Raw genomic sequence first — 14,603 nt, forward strand, 5'->3', positions numbered from 1 at the left:
TGTTTTTTCCTGGTTTAATGGAAATATTTTCCGCAATGGTCGGCCGCTGCAGTCACATGCACGCAGCAGGCACAACCCCATCCTTCCATGCACAGTTCCGAACGACTCAAAGGCATCGATGTGTTCGTCACCGCCGTGGCGGCGGGCAGTTTCACGGCAGCGGCCGACCGGCTGAACCTCACCGCCTCGGCCGTGGGCAAGTCCATCGCGCGGCTGGAGGCGCGCCTGAGCACGCGGCTGTTCGAGCGCACCACGCGCCGGCTGCAGCTGACCGACGCGGGCACGGCCTTCCACCGTGTGTGCGTGCGCGTGCTGGAAGACATCGAATCGGCCGAACGGGTGCTGGCCGAAGACGCGACGGAGCCTTCCGGCCGCCTGCGCATCGACCTGCCCGCCACCTTCGGCCGGCGCCAGGTGATGGGCCTGCTGGTGGACTTCGCGGCCGGGCACCCGGCCGTGCAGCCAAACATTTCGTTCACCGACCGCTTCGTCGATGTGATCGACGACGGCATCGACGTGGCCGTGCGCATCGGCGGCCCGGACACCTGGCCCGACGCCTTGGGACACCGGTTCCTGGGCCGGGAGCGGCTGATTTTCTGCGCCTCCCCGGCCTATCTGACGCGCAGGGGCACGCCCGGCACGCTGGCCGACCTGGCCCACCACGACGCAGTGACCTACGGCCGCGCGGACGGCACCACCAGCCCGTGGCTGATCGCGACCGACGGCGGACCGACCGAGCGGCGGGCCGTGGACAGCCGCGCCATCGTCGGCCACGGAGAAGCGCAGCTCGACGCCGTCATCGCCGGGCTGGGCGTGGCGCAGATGGCGACGTGGCTGGTGGGCGATGCGCTGCGCGCGGGCCAGTTGGCGCCCCTGCTGCCCGGCCAGGACATCGACGGCCTGCCCCTGCACCTGGTCTGGCCGCGCAGCAAGCAGCTGCTGCCGAAGGTGGACAGCCTGGTGAAGCACTTGGCGAAACACTTGCAGATCCGGTGAAGCAGGGTGGAGTTCACAGTGTTTTCAGGGCTCCACCGGCTATTTATCTGCGCTGGTAGCTATTATTTTCATAGCAAACTGCTCCTGACTCAGCCGCCAGCGCTTATGCTGCCGGCGCGACGGACTCTTTTTCAACCCCTGGCGCCGCCCCTGCCCTGCTGCGATGCCGCAGGGCGCGGCGCCGAATGCTCACGGAAAGCGCGACACCATGAACCCCACCCGGCTGATCGGCATTGTCTTGATCGTTGCAGGCGCACTCGGCCTGGCCTACGGCGGCTTCAGCTACACGAAGGACACCACCGTGGTGAAGGTCGGCCCGCTGGAGATCTCTGCCAAGGAAAAGGAGACGGTCAACATCCCGCTGTGGATCGGCATCGGTGCCATCGCCGTGGGCGGTTTGCTGCTGGTCCTGGGCACGAAGAAGTGATGCGGGAGAGGTTCCAGCCGCTGCCTCGCACGGTGCTGCGGGGCTGATCCGATGGAACGGGGTGCTTTCCCATGAACGCCGCTGCATTGCGCCGCTTCGTCGTGCGCTCCTGGTTCGGCCTGCTCTGCATTTTTCTGGGCTTTTTGCCGGTGCTGCTGCTTCTGGTGGGCTGGCCGCTGTTTCACCTGCTCGGGTGCCAGGGCAACGAAGGCTCGGGCATGCAATGCGCATCGGCCCCCTGGCTGTCCGATGTGGCGTACTCGGTGCTTTTGATCGGCGCCTGGGGATCGATGTTCACGCTGCCCTCGGCGCTGGTGCTGTACCTGGCCGGGGTCGTGGTGCGCTGGATAGCGCGCGAGCCGACGCAGCGCTGAGGCCGTGACAAGGCCGCATCACTCCAGCCACCGGCCCAAGTGATCAGCGCGCGAAGTCGGCCACCACCTTGCCGATGCGGGGGCCGGTGCGGTTGCGTTCGATGGCCGCCGGGATGTCGTTGAAGCCCACGACCTCGCTGAGCTTGGCGATCAGCGAGCCTTGCGCAATCTCGGCAGCGAAGTACGCCAGCAGCGTCGAATCCGCCTGGTTCACGAACCACCATCCGCGATGGCCGGCCGGTGTGCGGGCAGCGATGTCTGGCGCTGCCGTGCTGACGATGGCCCCGCCTTCGGCCAGCACGCCCCACGAGCGATCGAGCACCTCGCCGCCGACGTAATCCAGCACCAGGCCGATGCCCTGCGCCACCGACTCGAAGCGTTGGCTCCGGTAGTCGATGACATGGTCCGCGCCCAGGCTGCGGACGTGGTCGAGGTGCGCGGCGGATGCCGTGGCGAAGACTTCGGCACCGGCCCGCTTGGCGTACTGCACGGCATAGCCGCCCAGTCCTCCCGCGGCACCATGGATCAGGATTCGCTGCCCTGCGGCGATGGGCCCCGCCTGGTGCAGGCTCTGCCAGGCGGCCACGGCCGCCACGGGAATGCCGGCGGCCTGGACGTCGTCCAGGCCCGCTGGCGTGTGCACGAGGTTCGCCTCGGCGACCGGCACGAAGTCGGCGTAGGCGCCGAGCCGGCCCAGCGGGCCCATGACGCGGTCGCCGACCTGAAAGCGCGAGGCGCCGGGCCCGACCGCCTCGACGGTGCCTGCCAATTCAATGCCCAGCACCGCGGGCAGGGGCAGCGGGAAGACCTTCTGGACCAGGCCTTCGCGGACTTTCCAGTCGAGGCCGTTCACGCCCGCGGCCCGGACGCGGACCAGCACCTGGCCGTCGCCAGCGGTGGGCTTCGAAATTTCGCCGATCTCGGCGGCGGACGCGCCGCCATAGGCGCGGATCAGCACCGCGCGTTGTTTCGTCGTCATGGGAGGTTCTCCGGTGTGGATGCAATGCGGGCGGGCCGTGTCAGGCTGCTGCGCTGCCCAGGCTTGGGTAATCGGTGTAGCCGCGCGCATCGCCGCCGTAGTAGGTGGCGTGGTCGGGCGCGTTCATCGGGGCGTTGGTTTTCAGGCGCTCCACGAAATCGGGGTTGGCCAGCACCATCTGTCCGTAGGCTTCCAGATCGGCCAGGCCCGATGCGAGGTCGGCGCCGATCTGCTCGCGTGCGCGCCCAGGCCGGTTCACGATGAGCGTGCCGCGCCAGAGCTTGCGGATGTCCGCCACCAGGGCCTCGTCGCCCACGTGCATCACATGCACATACGCCAGGCCCAGCGGGGAGAGTTCGGCGGCCAGGTAGCGGTACAGGGCCGGCCCTTCGGCACCCTCATCGATGCCCCCCAGCGTGGCGCCGGGCGACAGGCGAATGGCGGTCCGGTCCGCGCCGATTTCCTCGGCGATCGCAGTGACCACTTCGATCGCGAAGCGGGCACGGTTCTCGATCGATCCGCCGTACCGGTCGGTTCGGGTGTTGGCGCTCGGGGCGAAGAACTGCTGGACGAGGTAGCCATTCGCACCGTGGATTTCGACGCCGTCGGCACCGGCTTCGATCGCTCGCCGGGCGGCCAGGCGAAAGTCCGCCACGGTCTGGCGGATCTCATCGGTGGTCAGCGCGCGCGGTTCGGGGATGGGCTGCATGCCCGCCATCGTGAACATCGGCGCGCCGGGCGCGATGGCCGAAGGCGCCACGGGCTGCCGGTGATGGGGCGTGTTGTCGGGGTGGGACATGCGGCCCGTGTGCATGAGTTGCAGGAAGAACCGCGCGCCCCTGGCGTGCACGGCCGCGGTGACGGCCTGCCAGCCTGCGACGTGGGCATCGGTGTAGATGCCGGGGGTGGTGAGATAGCCCTGGCCGTCGTCCGAAGGCTGCGTGCCTTCGGAAACGATCAGCCCGACATCTGCGCGCTGGGCGTAGTACGTGGCCGCGAGGGCCGAGGGCGTGCCGTCGGGCGCGGCGCGGGAGCGGGTCATCGGCGCCATCACGAGGCGGTTTGAAAGCGTGTAGCGGCCGACGGTGGCAGGGCTGAAGAGCGGGGTCATGGGGTTCTCCGGTTACGAAGCTGCATCTTCGATTAACCTATCCATGAGATAAAGATGGTTCATTGAGAATGATTGATCCAAAATTGACGCAATGGCTATCGAATACCTGAACGACATGGCGCTCTTCGTGGAAGTGGTGAAGGCCAAGAGCTTTCGCGCGGCCGGCGACGCCACGGGAGTACCCAACTCGACCTTGTCGCGCCGGATCGGCGCGCTGGAGAAATCGATCGGCCTGCGCCTGCTGCATCGCACGACCCGCAGGATCGAGTTGACCGAAGCGGGCCAGATCTACTACGAGAGTTGCCGGCGCATCGTCGAAGAGGCGCGGATCGCGCATGAGCAGCTGGGCGACATGCTGGCCCAGCCCAGCGGTGTGCTGCGCGCCTCGTTGCCGGTGGACTTTGCGACCATCTACATGGCGCCGCTGATCGCGGAGTTCGCCCGCCGCTATCCGGGCATCGCCTTCGACCTGGACCTCACCCCGCGCCGGGTGGACCTGGTGGCCGAGCCTTTCGACGTCGCCATCCGCATGGGCGAGCAGCCGAACTCGACGCTGATCGCGCGCCAACTGGCCCGTCTGACCACCCACCTGTACGCATCGCCCCGCTATCTGAAAACAGCCGGCGAGCCGGCCAACCCCGCTGAACTGGCGCAGCACGAATGCATCGGCAGCCCGAAGTTCGGCCCCTGGGTGCTGCATGAAAACGACGGGGATGCCACGGCCGACGTCGCCATCGGCCAGCGCTTCAAGGTCAACAGCGTGGGGATGTACCGCAGCCTGGCCGTGCTGGACCAAGGCATCGCGTTGCTGGCCGAAGGCGTCGTCGCGGACGATGTGGCCGAGGGGCGCCTGCGCCGCGTGCTACCGGGTTGGCATGGAAGCCCCGTGCCGGTGTACGCCTTGACCGAGACACGGCTTTTGCCGGCGAAGACGCTGCGCTTCATCGAGTTCCTGCAGGAGCGGCTGGTGGTCGGTCCTTAGGCTGCGGCCGGTGCTGGCTCCCGGGCAGGCCCGGTGCGGCAGGCCGCGCGTCCGGCCGACCGCCGGACGCATTCAGCCATTCAACCGCCCGAAGGTCCCTGGTGGAACACCAGGTCTTCCACGGGCTCGCCGCCCACCAGATGGCTTTCGATGATGCGGTCCATGTTGGCGGGCGTGACGTCGTAGTACCACGTGCCATCAGGTTGCACGCACATCACCGGGCCGCCCTTGCAGGCGGCGAAGCAGCTCACGCGGCTGCGTTTGACGCGCAGTTCGCCGTCGTTCAGGCCGGCAGCCTTGAACTTGTCGCCCAGGCTGTCGAACAGCGCCTGGGCCTGCCCGTCTTCCGCGCAGCGCGGGCCGGTGCAGATGAGGATGTGGCGGCGGTAGGCGCCGATCTTCGGTTTGATGGCCATGCGCACGGCGGTGGGTGCCGCCGTGGCGGGCGCGGTGTCGGATTCGGATGCGTTGGGTACTTGGCTCATGCCTCTTCCTCGGTGGTGGCGACGGCCTCGGCGGCAAGGGGCTGCGCCAGGGTGTCGCGGATGTAATCGGCCGGCAGGCGGTGGCGCCGGGCCAGCGTCTCGATGCTTTCGCCGGCGGCGTGGTCGAGCTGCAGATTCTCCAGCCAGCCGTTCAATCCGGTGGACAGCGACCGGCCCGGGCGCTCGCCGGCCAGCGTGGTGCCGCCGCCTTCCACGTCGTATTTGTTGGCGTAGCCGCGCGGCGTGACCATCAGCCCGTGCCGCACGATGGTGTTGCTGTTGCCGATGAGCACGGTGCTGAGCATGCCGATGTCGGCCTCGCACATGGTGGCCAGCGTGGCGAACTCGATGCGCTCGCGGCGGCGGTACGCGCTCTTGACGATGGCCACGGGCGTGTCGGGGCTGCGGTGGCGCAGGAAGAGGCGCTGCGCCTCCTCGATCTGGCGCGTGCGGCGGCCGCTCTTGGGGTTGTACAGCGCGACCACGAAGTCGGCCAGCGCCGCGGCGTCGAGCCGGCGCGCGATGGTGGGCCACGGCGTGAGCAGGTCCGACAGCGAGATGGCGCAGAAGTCGTGCGTGAGCGGCGCGCCCACGCGGGCCGCGCAACTGTTGATGGCCGAGGCGCCGGGCACGATCTCGACCTCGATGCCACCGGGCTCGACCACGCCATGTTCATCGAACGCTGGCGGCGTCCAGCCGGCCTGGAACAGCACCTCGAACGTGGGCCCGGCCATGCCGTACACGCCGGCATCGCCCGACGAGATCAGCGCCACCTTCTTGCCTTCGCGCGCCCGGGCCAGCGACTCGATGGCGCGGTCCAGCTCTTCGGTCATCGACTTGCGGATGATTTCCTTGCCCTCGATCAGGTCGGCCACCAGCTTGATGTAGGTGACGTAGCCAATGATGGTGTCGGCCTCGGCGATGGCGGCGCGGGCGCGGGCGGTCATGTGGTCGGTGCTGCCGGGGCCGATGCCCACGAGCATGATTTTTCCTGCGGACATGGTGCGTGCGTCCTTCACGCGGCGGGCGCAGCGGGTGCCGTGGACCGGGCGGCCACGCGCTGCAGCGCGCGCTCGTCGATGCAGGCCGCGAGCCAGCGGCTGCCGCGCACACGCGTGGCGGCCAACAACAGGCCGATGGTGAGCAGGGGCTCGACGGCCACCAGGCTGGCGTACGACGCGGCGAACAGTGCCCAGTCGGCCACCGGGGCGGCATCGCTGCTGATCGACAGCCAGAAGCCGACCATCAACGTCACGCCGGCGTAGTACATCGCGTCGAGCTTGAGCACGTTGGCCACGCTGATGCGCTGCATGCGGCGGCCCAGGGCGTGGTGGGTCGCGACCAGCGGCACCGCCAGGCTCAGGAAGTTGATGGCCAGGTGCGCCAGGTCCTGCGGCTCGAAGACGAGCGCCTGCACCAGCAGCCCCAGGCCGAAGCCGAACAGCGTGGGAATGAAGCCGAACAGCAGGTAGATGGGCATGGCGCCCACGAGGTGCAGCTCCGACGGGCCCACGGGCAGGTGCCAGGCCTGCATCAGCAGGCTGAAGAAGAACGCGGCCAGCGCGGTGCGCAGCCAGGCCGTGGGACTTTTGAGCAGGCCCATGGCGTGTGCGCCCAGCAGCGCCGACGCGGCGGCCGAGGCGTAGGCGATCTTGTCTTGCGAGAGGATGCCGATTTCGATGTGCATGGTGTGAGCCTTTCGGACGGGATAGGAAGAGAAAAAAACGGGGATGAGAAAGAAGGTGGACAGGGGTGGTCAGCCAGCGTCCGCCGCGATGCGTGCGATCGACACCGTGGCGTTGCGCCCGTCGCTGCCGCGCAGCCGGTGCTTTTCCACCAGCAGGGCCGACGCATCGTGCGCGGCACCCGCCGCCAGCAGCGCTGCGGCTTCGCTGACCGAGGGCGTGCCCATGTAGCGCAGCACGGTGTCCGACGGGTTGGGCACCGGCACGGCGGCCAGTTGCGCCGCGCTGTACCACCGCAGCGGCCAGCCGTGGCGCGCCGCCAGCGACAGGAAGGCGGCTTCGTCGGCCTTCGCTTCGATGCTGGCCGCGACCGCCACCTGCGCGATGTCGGCCCCGGCGTGGGCCAGTGCCGCGCGCAGGCAGGCCTCGACCGTGGCCTCGGGCGTGCCGCGGTCGCAGCCCAGGCCCACGGCCAGGCGCAAGGTGCCGCTGCCGGGCGCCGTGGTCATGCGGCGGCGCCTTCCACCGGCGGGCGATAGACCACCAGGCGCTCGTGCAGGGCCTGCCACTGCGCGGGCGGCACGTCGGCGTGCGTGACCCACAGCACGGCGCGGTAGTGCGCCAGATCGACATCGGCCAGGCGGTCGAAGCACGCGATGTTGGCAGGCAGCGGCGTGGGCCGGTTCCACCAGTCGCGGCGGCCGGCCTCCTGCACCACGGCGATGGGCTCGCCGTTGACGACATGCGCCGACACGCGCGTGATGTTGATCTTGGGCGCCTCCACGCGCCAGCCCAGGTGGCGGCCGAGGATGTCCACCGGAATGGTCTTGCCCACGTCGGACGCGGTGGTCAGCACGGGCGTGGCGCCGATCAGCGCGGCGATGCGCTCGCTCCATTCGTTCGCGCCGCCGACATGGCCCGACAGCACCGGAATGACGAACTGGCCGGCGTCATCCACCACCGTCACGCCGGGGTCTTCGTCCTTCGACTTCAGCACCGGCGCGATCAGGCGCACCACGGCGCCCAGCGACACGAAGAACACCAGCTGGTCGTAGCCCGCGAAGAGCGGCGCGATCTCGTCGCGCAAGGCGCCTTCGTAGGCGCGCACGGTGTTGGGCAGGCCGTCGAACGCGCTGGCGAACTTGGCGGCCGTGCACACATGGGCCTGCGGCACGTCGCGCGCCAGTTGCGCGGCCTGCGCGGCGCCGTGGCGCGTGATGGCCACGAGGCACACGCGCACCGACTCGGGGGCGATGGCCGGGGCGGAAAGCACCACGGGGCTGGGGCCTGGGCTTAGGGTGGAGGTCGAGGTCATTCGTCTGGCTCCGTTTCGGCAAGTGAGAGGCCCGCAGCGCCGGCCAGCGGCGCGATGGGCGAGGTTTTCTTGAGGCAGCCTTTGATGCGCTCGCCCCGGATGCGATGCGGGTTCTTCACCACCATGAGCGAGAGGTAGCTGACCTTGGTGCCGCGCAGCGCGGGCAGGTCCACCCCGTTCACGCTGCGCTCGTCGGGCGCACCCACGCGCTCGATGAACTGCGTGTGCGGCAGCAGTTCGCGCTGCATGAGCCAGTCGATCAGGTCGTCCATCAGCGGCTTGACCTTCATCAGCACCAGCGTGTCGAAGTCGGTCAGCAGGCGGTCCACGGCGCTGACGCCGTAGGCGGCGGGCACGATGGCGATGGTGTCGTCCTGCTCGGCCAGCGGCATGCCGCGCGCGGCGCAGGCGGCAGCGAAGGCGTTGACGCCCGCGATCACCGGGGTGTCGATGCGCGCGTCGAGCGCCCGCACCGTGCGCGCCAGGTGACCGAAGGTGGCGTAGGTGCTGGCATCGCCCTCCACAAGGAACAGCACGTCCTGCCCGGCCAGCAGCCAGGGCAGCACGGTGTCGGCCGCACGCATCCACGCGCGGGCCAGCTTGTCGCCGTCGTGCGTCATCGGAAACAGCAGCGTCTGGTGCGTGGCGGGCGGTGCGAGCCCCGCGCGCTGCACGATGTCAAACGCATAGCTGGGCGTCTTGGTGCTGCGCGCGGGATAGGTCCACACGGTGCCGGTGCGCTGCAGCTGGGCCCACGCGGCGCGGGTGATGAGGCCCGGGTCGCCCGGCCCGAGAGACACACCGATGAGGCGGCCCAGCGGCGCGGCCGGCAGCGCGTTGCCAGGTGTGGCGAAGCCCGTCATGCGCCCTCCTCCGTCGGCGCGGTCGGCGCATCGCCAGGGCCTGCCGGCTGCGCGCAGACGATCCACACCGGGTTCTCGGCGGCCATGCGGTGCATGTGCAGGATGGGCTTGCTGCGCGCGGCCTGCAGTTGCAGCACGTCCCACGCGGCGCCGGCCTGCTGCAGCGCCTGCGTGGCGGCGGCCAGGTTTTCCAGCGTGACGAAATTCATCACCAGCCAGCCGCCCGGGCGCAGGCGCTTCAGGCACAGCGCAATCAGTTCGGCCAGCTCGCCGCCCGATCCGCCGATGAAGACGGCGTCGGGGTCCGCCCATCCGTCCAGCCCCTCGGGCGCCTTGCCGTGCACCAGCGTGTGGTTGGACACGCCAAAGGCCTGCACGTTCTGCCGCGCGATGGCGGCATCGGCCTCGTTCTTTTCGATGGCCCACACGTGGCCCTGCGGGCACAGGCGGGCGGCCTCCAGGCCCACCGATCCGCTGCCCGCGCCGATGTCCCACACACGGCTGTCGGCCCGCAGCTGCAGGCGCGCCAGCGACACCGCGCGCACTTCCTGCTTGGTGATCAGGCCCTTGTCGGGCTGGCGCTGGTGGTAGGCCGCATCGGGCAGGCCGAAGCGCACCGGCACGGGCCGCTGGCGCGTGCGCACCAGCAGCACCACGTTGGGGTCGGCAAAGGCCTGCTGCGCGGCGTCTTCGGGCGCCAGTTCGGTCCACACGCGCTCGTCGGCCGTGCACAGGCGCTCGGCCACGGCCATCTGGAAGTCGCCGCCCTGTCCTTCGGCCAGCAGCAGCCGCGCGATGCGGCCGGGCGTGTTGTCGGGGCTGGTCAGCACGGCCAGCCGGTCGTGCGCGCGCACCGCCTGAGCCAGCGCATAGAGCCCGTGCGACGGCGCCGCGCCCTGCTGCCATTCGCCGGCGTCCTTGGCGTGCACCGACACGATGCGCGCGTCCTGCCAGGCCAGCCCCAGGCGCGCGCAGGCCAGCTGCAGCGTGGAGACGTTGGGAATGACCTCGATGGCTTCGATGCACAGGCGCGAGGCCAGGTAGCTGGCAATGCCGTGGCACAGCGGATCGCCGGTGGCCAGCACCACGCTGGCCTGCTGCGCATCGCGCGCGGCGGCGATCCAGCCCGGCACGGCGGACAGCTGGCCCGTGAGGTCGCGCCGCGTGGCGCCGGGGGCGATGTCGTCTTCGAACAGCGCGAGCGTGCGCGCCCCGCCGATCACGAGGTCGGCGCGGCGCAGCAGCGCGAGCGCGGTAGCGCCCAGGCTGGCGGCGCCATCGTCGAGCACGCCGATCACGCGGCAAGGCTGGGGGTCGGAAAGTCGGTCAGGCTGGGTCATGCGGTGGCGGCGGGGCCGGAGACGGCCTCGGTGATCTTGGTGCCGTCGAAATCGCAGACGAGCACGGTGAGGTGGAAACGGTCGCCGTAGCGGTCGGGGGCGGTCAGGGTGCGCACCACGGCCTGCGCCAGCGCGCTGTGGAAGGCGGGCCCCAGGCCGAGGGCCTGCATGCGCTCGGCGCCGAAGCGGGCGGTTTCGGCGGCGGCGATCTCGGCGCACACCTCGGGCGGCGCGCCCACGCCGGCGGCCAGTTCGGCCAGCAGTTGCGTATCGACCTCGGCCCGGTTGGCGTGGGTGATGGTCTCGCCCTGGGCGATCTTCGTGAGCTTGCCCACCATGCCGCCGATGACCACCTCGCGCAGGCCTTGCGCCACGGCCTCGTCCAGCGCGTAGCGCAGGAAATCGCCCATCTGCACGAAGCAGGCGGCGGGCAGGCCGGGCCGCTCTTTCATGGCGAACTGCTCGGTGCGCCCGCCGGTGGTCAGCACCACCACGCCGTGGCCCAGCGTGGCCGCCACCTGCACGCCCTGCACCACGCTGGCACGGTAGGCGGATGTGGAATACGGCTTCACGATGCCGGTGGTGCCCAGGATGGAAATGCCGCCCAGGATGCCCAGGCGGGCGTTGAGCGTCTTCTTCGCCATCTCCACGCCCTGCGGCACCGAGATCGTCACTTCCAGGCCCGCATGCGCCAGCAGCGGCTCGCCCACGGCGCGCACGTTGTCTTCGATGTTGCTGCGCGGCACCGGGTTGATGGCCGGGCCGCCCACCGCCAGGCCGAGACCCGCCATGGTGACCGTGCCCACGCCGAAGCCGCCCTGCAGTACGAAGGCGCCGGCCTGGCCGGGCAGCAGGCGCACGTCGGCGGTGAGGTGTGCCTTGTCGGTGCAGTCGGGGTCGTCGCCCGCGTCCTTGATGACCATGGCGTGCGAGCTGCCGCCGTCGCAGCGGCCGTCCTGCACCGCGAAGCGCACCAGGTCGCCGTTGGGCAGCAGGCAGTCCACCGCGTCGGGCACGGAGCCCTGCAGCAGCCCCAGCACGGCGGCGCGCGCGGCGGCGGCCGAGCAGGCGCCGGTGGTGAAGCCGGTGCGCGTGCCGCGGCGGACGGTCTTTTCCATCATGGCGGGGTCAGCCTCCGGCGGGCGGCGCCTGTTTCTGCCGCGCCTCGGCCAGCGCCAGCAACGCATGCAGCGCGGCCACCACGAGCGTGGAGCCGCCCTTGCGGCCGCGAATGACGATCCAGGGCACGTCGCGCACCTGAGCCATCAAGTCCTTGGATTCGGCGGCCGACACGAAGCCCACGGGCATGCCCACGACCAGCGCCGGGCGCAGGCCCTCTTCGGTGATCAGGCGCACCAGTTCGATGAGCGCCGTGGGCGCGTTGCCGATGCCGACGATGGCACCGTGCAGCAGCCCCTGCCGGTGTGCCTTGCGCATGGCCTGCACGGCGCGCGTGGTGTCTTCGGCCTGGGCCTGGGCGATCACGTCGGCGTCGCTGATGAACTGGTGCGTGCGCATGCCGAAATGGCCCAGGCGCGGCTGCGACAGGCCCGAGCAGATCATCTCCACATCGGCCACCACGGGCGTGCCGCCGCGCAGCATGGCGGCGATGCCGGCGTCCACCGCCTGGGGATGAAAGTCGGTCAGGCCGTTGAATTCGAAGTCGGCGTTGGCGTGGATCATGCGGCGCACGATGGGCCACTGCGCTGCCGTGTACGGGTGCGGGCCGGCCTCGGCGTCGATGATGGCGAAGCTGTCGTGCTCGATGGCCTGGCCAGCGCGGGTGAGCTGTTCGGTGACGGTGTTGACGGTGCTCATGCGGCGGCTTCCTGCGGATGGACATGCGCAGGGTGGTGGCCGTGTGCGTGGTCGTGGTCGTGGTCATGCCCATCGTGGGGATGTGGGTGCGGATGCCCTGGCGCTTGCCGGTGCAGCACCACCTCGGCGGTCACCACCGCCGGCTCCGCGGCAGGTGCGTGGGCATGCGTGTGCTCGTGGCTGTGTCCGTGCCCCAGGTCGTGGGCGATCTCGCGGTACTTGCAGCCGTCGCAGGGCAGCAGGCTGCCCGCCACGCCGCCCAGCAGGTCGGTCACGCGGGTGTCGAGCAGTTCGAAAATCTCGCGCTCCAGGCCGAAGTGCTGCGACTGGGCGAAGCGCACCTGCGGGTACTGCGCCCGCAGGTGGTCCACCTGCCGGCCGATGCGCTGCATCAGCGTGCCCGTGTACAGGTAGTACGGCAGCACCACGATCTGCCGCATGCCCAGCAGCACCTGGCGCTGCACCACGCGCTCCAGGCGCGGCCAGGTGATGCCGGTGAAGGCGATCTCGACCAGTTCATGGTGGCCGTCTTCCTGCAGCCAGCGGGCCATCTTGGCCACGTCGCCATTGGCCTGCCGGTCGGACGAGCCCCGGCCCAGCAGCACGACGCCGGTGGTGGTGGGGTCGGGCATGTCCAGCGTGTTCATGCAGCGGCGCAGCTGGCGCTGCAGGATGGCCAGAATCGGCTCGCATGCGGTGAGGTGCGGGCCGTAGAGAAACTCTACGCCCGGGCAGTGCGCGCGCGCATGCTCGATGGCCTCGGGAATCTCCATCTTCACGTGGCCCGCGGCATTCAGGATGAGCGGCAGCACCAGCACCCGGTCGCTGCCCTCGGCCGCCTGCAGCAGGCCGTCATGCAGGCCGGGCGGCGCGAATTCGATGAAGCACACCTCGATGCGCCACGTGGGCTGGCGCACGCGCCACTGGGCCACGAACGTGTGGATCTCGTCGTTGCCTTCGGGCTCGCGCGAGCCATGGCCGATCAGCAGGATGGTGTTTTTCATGGGGCGCGCTCCAGCGGGGTTGAGGGGTCACGGGGTGGCTCGCTGGCCTTGCGGAAACGGTGGGTGAAGGTGGCGTCGTACAGCTTGGACTTGGCCAGTTGCGTCCATTGGCGGGCACCCAGCGTGGGGCTGGCGATCACCATGGCCTGGCTCACCACCTTGGCGTCGCGGCAGCGGTCGCGGATGTCGGCCAGCGTGCCGCGCACGATCAGCTCTTCGCCCGGCCAGCTGGCCTTGTGCACGACCAGCATGGGCGCGTCCTCCGCCCAGCCGGCCTCGCGCAGCCCGGCCTGCACCTTGTGCAGCAGCGTGATCGACAGAAAGATGCACAGCGTGCAGTGGTGCCGGCCCAGCTCGGCCAGCGACTCGCCCGGCGGCATGGGCGTGCGGCCCTCAACGCGCGTGAAGATCACGCTCTGCGTGACCTCGGGCAGCGTGAAGCTTTCCACCGCCGCGGCGGCCGACGCCATGGCCGACGACACGCCGGGCACCACGCGCACCGGCACGCCGGCGGCGTCCAGCGGCTGCACCACCTCGATCAGCGCGCCGTAAAGGGCCGGGTCGCCGGTCTGCAGCCGGATCACGGTGCCGTGCTTTTGCGCCTGCAGGATGAGCCAGGCCGCCATCTGCTCCAGCGTCATGTCCTTGCTGTCGGCGATGGTGCAGCCGGGCGGCGCCCAGCGCGTGACCGCCTCGTTCACGAGCGAGCCCGCGAACAGAATGGCGCCGGCCCGCTCAATGAGCGCGCGGCCCTTGACCGTGATGAGTTCGGGATCGCCCGGACCGGCGCCGACGAACCAGACAGTGCCTGGCGTCATGGCCAACGGGCTGGCACGCGTGCCAGCGCAGAAATGATTTGCATGGGGACCACAGGAATGCATTCGCCCGGACCCCTGCCTCCCCGCAGGTTCCGTGAAATGGCGCACGCTGCCAAGGCAATACCTTCGCAGTGCGCACCCCTGTCGGCCGGTATCCGGGCTGGCGAAAACCGATGGGCCCTTCCCAGATGCCGAGGCATCCAGTGGGCACATTCCATCGGGTGAAGGCGAGGCCTTCTTTCGCTTACCGTTGCGGGGGCAGCCCAGGTTGGGGTGCGGTCCATGCCGGACGCGCCCTTCCTGGTTCCCGTTTAACTGCGCGGTCGCAATGACCGAGCGAGCACCAACGGGCGGGAGTATAGAGCGGCTGTGGGTGTTTCATGCCGTGTGCCGGGATGAAACATGC

At 69.9% G+C, this 14,603-nt stretch carries 17 protein-coding genes and 1 riboswitch; of the genes, 4 read left to right on the top strand and 13 right to left on the bottom strand.

Annotation, left to right across the window (positions count from 1 at the left end; all coding sequences use genetic code 11):
• Window positions 1-87: 87 nt before the first annotated feature.
• The 3 genes from BLT03_RS07880 (at window position 88) to BLT03_RS07890 (ending at window position 1,797) form a co-directional block, all read left to right on the top strand.
• A complete protein-coding gene (locus tag BLT03_RS07880; protein WP_092742103.1) occupies window positions 88-996 on the top strand; it encodes a LysR family transcriptional regulator in 909 nt (302 codons plus the stop codon).
• Window positions 997-1,204: 208 nt separating this feature from the next.
• Complete coding sequence (locus BLT03_RS07885; RefSeq protein ID WP_092742999.1) at window positions 1,205-1,423, top strand: hypothetical protein; 219 nt, start codon at window positions 1,205-1,207, stop codon at window positions 1,421-1,423.
• 71 nt (window positions 1,424-1,494) lie between these two features.
• A complete protein-coding gene (locus tag BLT03_RS07890; RefSeq protein WP_092742105.1) occupies window positions 1,495-1,797 on the top strand; it encodes a hypothetical protein in 303 nt (100 codons plus the stop codon).
• A 43-nt stretch (window positions 1,798-1,840) separates the two neighbouring features.
• On the opposite strand, the gene BLT03_RS07895 is transcribed toward BLT03_RS07890, so the two are convergent.
• Both BLT03_RS07895 and BLT03_RS07900 read right to left on the bottom strand, forming a co-directional pair.
• Window positions 1,841-2,776 carry an NADP-dependent oxidoreductase gene (locus BLT03_RS07895; protein WP_092742107.1) on the bottom strand — a complete coding sequence of 312 codons (936 nt, stop codon included), beginning with the start codon at window positions 2,774-2,776 and terminating at the stop codon, window positions 1,841-1,843.
• A gap of 40 nt (window positions 2,777-2,816) precedes the next feature.
• Window positions 2,817-3,887, bottom strand: coding sequence for an alkene reductase (locus BLT03_RS07900; protein WP_092742109.1), 1,071 nt, complete (start codon window positions 3,885-3,887; stop codon window positions 2,817-2,819).
• Between the two features lie 97 nt (window positions 3,888-3,984).
• Between BLT03_RS07900 and BLT03_RS07905 the strand changes: the two genes are divergently transcribed.
• Entirely contained in the window at window positions 3,985-4,869 is an 885-nt protein-coding gene (locus tag BLT03_RS07905) for a LysR family transcriptional regulator (protein ID WP_092743002.1), read from the top strand.
• Between the two features lie 80 nt (window positions 4,870-4,949).
• On the opposite strand, the gene BLT03_RS07910 is transcribed toward BLT03_RS07905, so the two are convergent.
• The 11 genes from BLT03_RS07910 to cobM all read right to left on the bottom strand — a co-directional run bounded on the left by BLT03_RS07910 (window position 4,950) and on the right by cobM (window position 14,197).
• Window positions 4,950-5,285: a (2Fe-2S) ferredoxin domain-containing protein gene (locus BLT03_RS07910; protein WP_092743005.1), complete on the bottom strand. Its 336-nt coding sequence runs from the start codon at window positions 5,283-5,285 to the stop codon at window positions 4,950-4,952.
• A 65-nt stretch (window positions 5,286-5,350) separates the two neighbouring features.
• Window positions 5,351-6,355 carry a precorrin-3B C(17)-methyltransferase gene (cobJ, locus tag BLT03_RS07915; protein WP_092743008.1) on the bottom strand — a complete coding sequence of 335 codons (1,005 nt, stop codon included), beginning with the start codon at window positions 6,353-6,355 and terminating at the stop codon, window positions 5,351-5,353.
• 14 nt (window positions 6,356-6,369) lie between these two features.
• On the bottom strand, window positions 6,370-7,041 hold the full coding sequence (locus BLT03_RS07920) for an energy-coupling factor ABC transporter permease (protein ID WP_092742111.1): 672 nt from the start codon (window positions 7,039-7,041) through the stop codon (window positions 6,370-6,372).
• Window positions 7,042-7,110: 69 nt separating this feature from the next.
• On the bottom strand, window positions 7,111-7,548 hold the full coding sequence (locus tag BLT03_RS07925; protein ID WP_092742113.1) for a cobalamin biosynthesis protein: 438 nt from the start codon (window positions 7,546-7,548) through the stop codon (window positions 7,111-7,113).
• Window positions 7,545-8,354 (bottom strand): cobalamin biosynthesis central domain-containing protein, encoded by an 810-nt coding sequence (locus BLT03_RS07930; RefSeq protein ID WP_217640150.1) that lies wholly within the window; start codon window positions 8,352-8,354, stop codon window positions 7,545-7,547. The genes BLT03_RS07925 and BLT03_RS07930 overlap by 4 nt, the downstream gene beginning before the upstream one ends.
• Window positions 8,351-9,217 carry a precorrin-2 C(20)-methyltransferase gene (cobI, locus tag BLT03_RS07935; protein ID WP_092742115.1) on the bottom strand — a complete coding sequence of 289 codons (867 nt, stop codon included), beginning with the start codon at window positions 9,215-9,217 and terminating at the stop codon, window positions 8,351-8,353. The genes BLT03_RS07930 and cobI overlap by 4 nt, the downstream gene beginning before the upstream one ends.
• Window positions 9,214-10,557 (bottom strand): precorrin-6y C5,15-methyltransferase (decarboxylating) subunit CbiE, encoded by a 1,344-nt coding sequence (gene cbiE, locus BLT03_RS07940; RefSeq protein WP_092742117.1) that lies wholly within the window; start codon window positions 10,555-10,557, stop codon window positions 9,214-9,216. The genes cobI and cbiE overlap by 4 nt, the downstream gene beginning before the upstream one ends.
• Complete coding sequence (locus BLT03_RS07945; protein ID WP_092742120.1) at window positions 10,554-11,678, bottom strand: cobalt-precorrin-5B (C(1))-methyltransferase; 1,125 nt, start codon at window positions 11,676-11,678, stop codon at window positions 10,554-10,556. Before BLT03_RS07945 ends, cbiE begins: the two co-directional genes overlap by 4 nt.
• Before the next feature lie 7 nt (window positions 11,679-11,685).
• The gene (locus BLT03_RS07950) at window positions 11,686-12,375 is read right to left on the bottom strand and encodes a precorrin-8X methylmutase (RefSeq protein ID WP_092742122.1); all 690 of its coding nucleotides are present in this window, start codon (window positions 12,373-12,375) and stop codon (window positions 11,686-11,688) included.
• Window positions 12,372-13,379: a sirohydrochlorin chelatase gene (locus tag BLT03_RS07955; protein WP_092742124.1), complete on the bottom strand. Its 1,008-nt coding sequence runs from the start codon at window positions 13,377-13,379 to the stop codon at window positions 12,372-12,374. The genes BLT03_RS07950 and BLT03_RS07955 overlap by 4 nt, the downstream gene beginning before the upstream one ends.
• Window positions 13,376-14,197, bottom strand: coding sequence for a precorrin-4 C(11)-methyltransferase (cobM, locus tag BLT03_RS07960; RefSeq protein WP_092742126.1), 822 nt, complete (start codon window positions 14,195-14,197; stop codon window positions 13,376-13,378). Before cobM ends, BLT03_RS07955 begins: the two co-directional genes overlap by 4 nt.
• A gap of 129 nt (window positions 14,198-14,326) precedes the next feature.
• Window positions 14,327-14,560: riboswitch (cobalamin riboswitch) on the bottom strand.
• Between the last annotated feature and the right edge of the window lie 43 nt (window positions 14,561-14,603).

The organism is Paracidovorax valerianellae (assembly GCF_900102625.1).
Lineage (GTDB): Bacteria > Pseudomonadota > Gammaproteobacteria > Burkholderiales > Burkholderiaceae_C > Paracidovorax > Paracidovorax valerianellae.

Coding starts and splice junctions, on each gene's coding strand:
- BLT03_RS07880 (WP_092742103.1), top strand. CDS start 88: ATGCACAGTTCCGAACGACTCAAAGGCATCGATGTGTTCGTCACCGCC.
- BLT03_RS07885 (WP_092742999.1), top strand. CDS start 1,205: ATGAACCCCACCCGGCTGATCGGCATTGTCTTGATCGTTGCAGGCGCA.
- BLT03_RS07890 (WP_092742105.1), top strand. CDS start 1,495: ATGAACGCCGCTGCATTGCGCCGCTTCGTCGTGCGCTCCTGGTTCGGC.
- BLT03_RS07895 (WP_092742107.1), bottom strand. CDS start 2,776: ATGACGACGAAACAACGCGCGGTGCTGATCCGCGCCTATGGCGGCGCG.
- BLT03_RS07900 (WP_092742109.1), bottom strand. CDS start 3,887: ATGACCCCGCTCTTCAGCCCTGCCACCGTCGGCCGCTACACGCTTTCA.
- BLT03_RS07910 (WP_092743005.1), bottom strand. CDS start 5,285: ATGGCCATCAAACCGAAGATCGGCGCCTACCGCCGCCACATCCTCATC.
- cobJ (WP_092743008.1), bottom strand. CDS start 6,355: ATGTCCGCAGGAAAAATCATGCTCGTGGGCATCGGCCCCGGCAGCACC.
- BLT03_RS07920 (WP_092742111.1), bottom strand. CDS start 7,041: ATGCACATCGAAATCGGCATCCTCTCGCAAGACAAGATCGCCTACGCC.
- BLT03_RS07925 (WP_092742113.1), bottom strand. CDS start 7,548: ATGACCACGGCGCCCGGCAGCGGCACCTTGCGCCTGGCCGTGGGCCTG.
- BLT03_RS07930 (WP_217640150.1), bottom strand. CDS start 8,354: ATGACCTCGACCTCCACCCTAAGCCCAGGCCCCAGCCCCGTGGTGCTT.
- cobI (WP_092742115.1), bottom strand. CDS start 9,217: ATGACGGGCTTCGCCACACCTGGCAACGCGCTGCCGGCCGCGCCGCTG.
- cbiE (WP_092742117.1), bottom strand. CDS start 10,557: ATGACCCAGCCTGACCGACTTTCCGACCCCCAGCCTTGCCGCGTGATC.
- BLT03_RS07945 (WP_092742120.1), bottom strand. CDS start 11,678: ATGATGGAAAAGACCGTCCGCCGCGGCACGCGCACCGGCTTCACCACC.
- BLT03_RS07950 (WP_092742122.1), bottom strand. CDS start 12,375: ATGAGCACCGTCAACACCGTCACCGAACAGCTCACCCGCGCTGGCCAG.
- BLT03_RS07955 (WP_092742124.1), bottom strand. CDS start 13,379: ATGAAAAACACCATCCTGCTGATCGGCCATGGCTCGCGCGAGCCCGAA.
- cobM (WP_092742126.1), bottom strand. CDS start 14,197: ATGACGCCAGGCACTGTCTGGTTCGTCGGCGCCGGTCCGGGCGATCCC.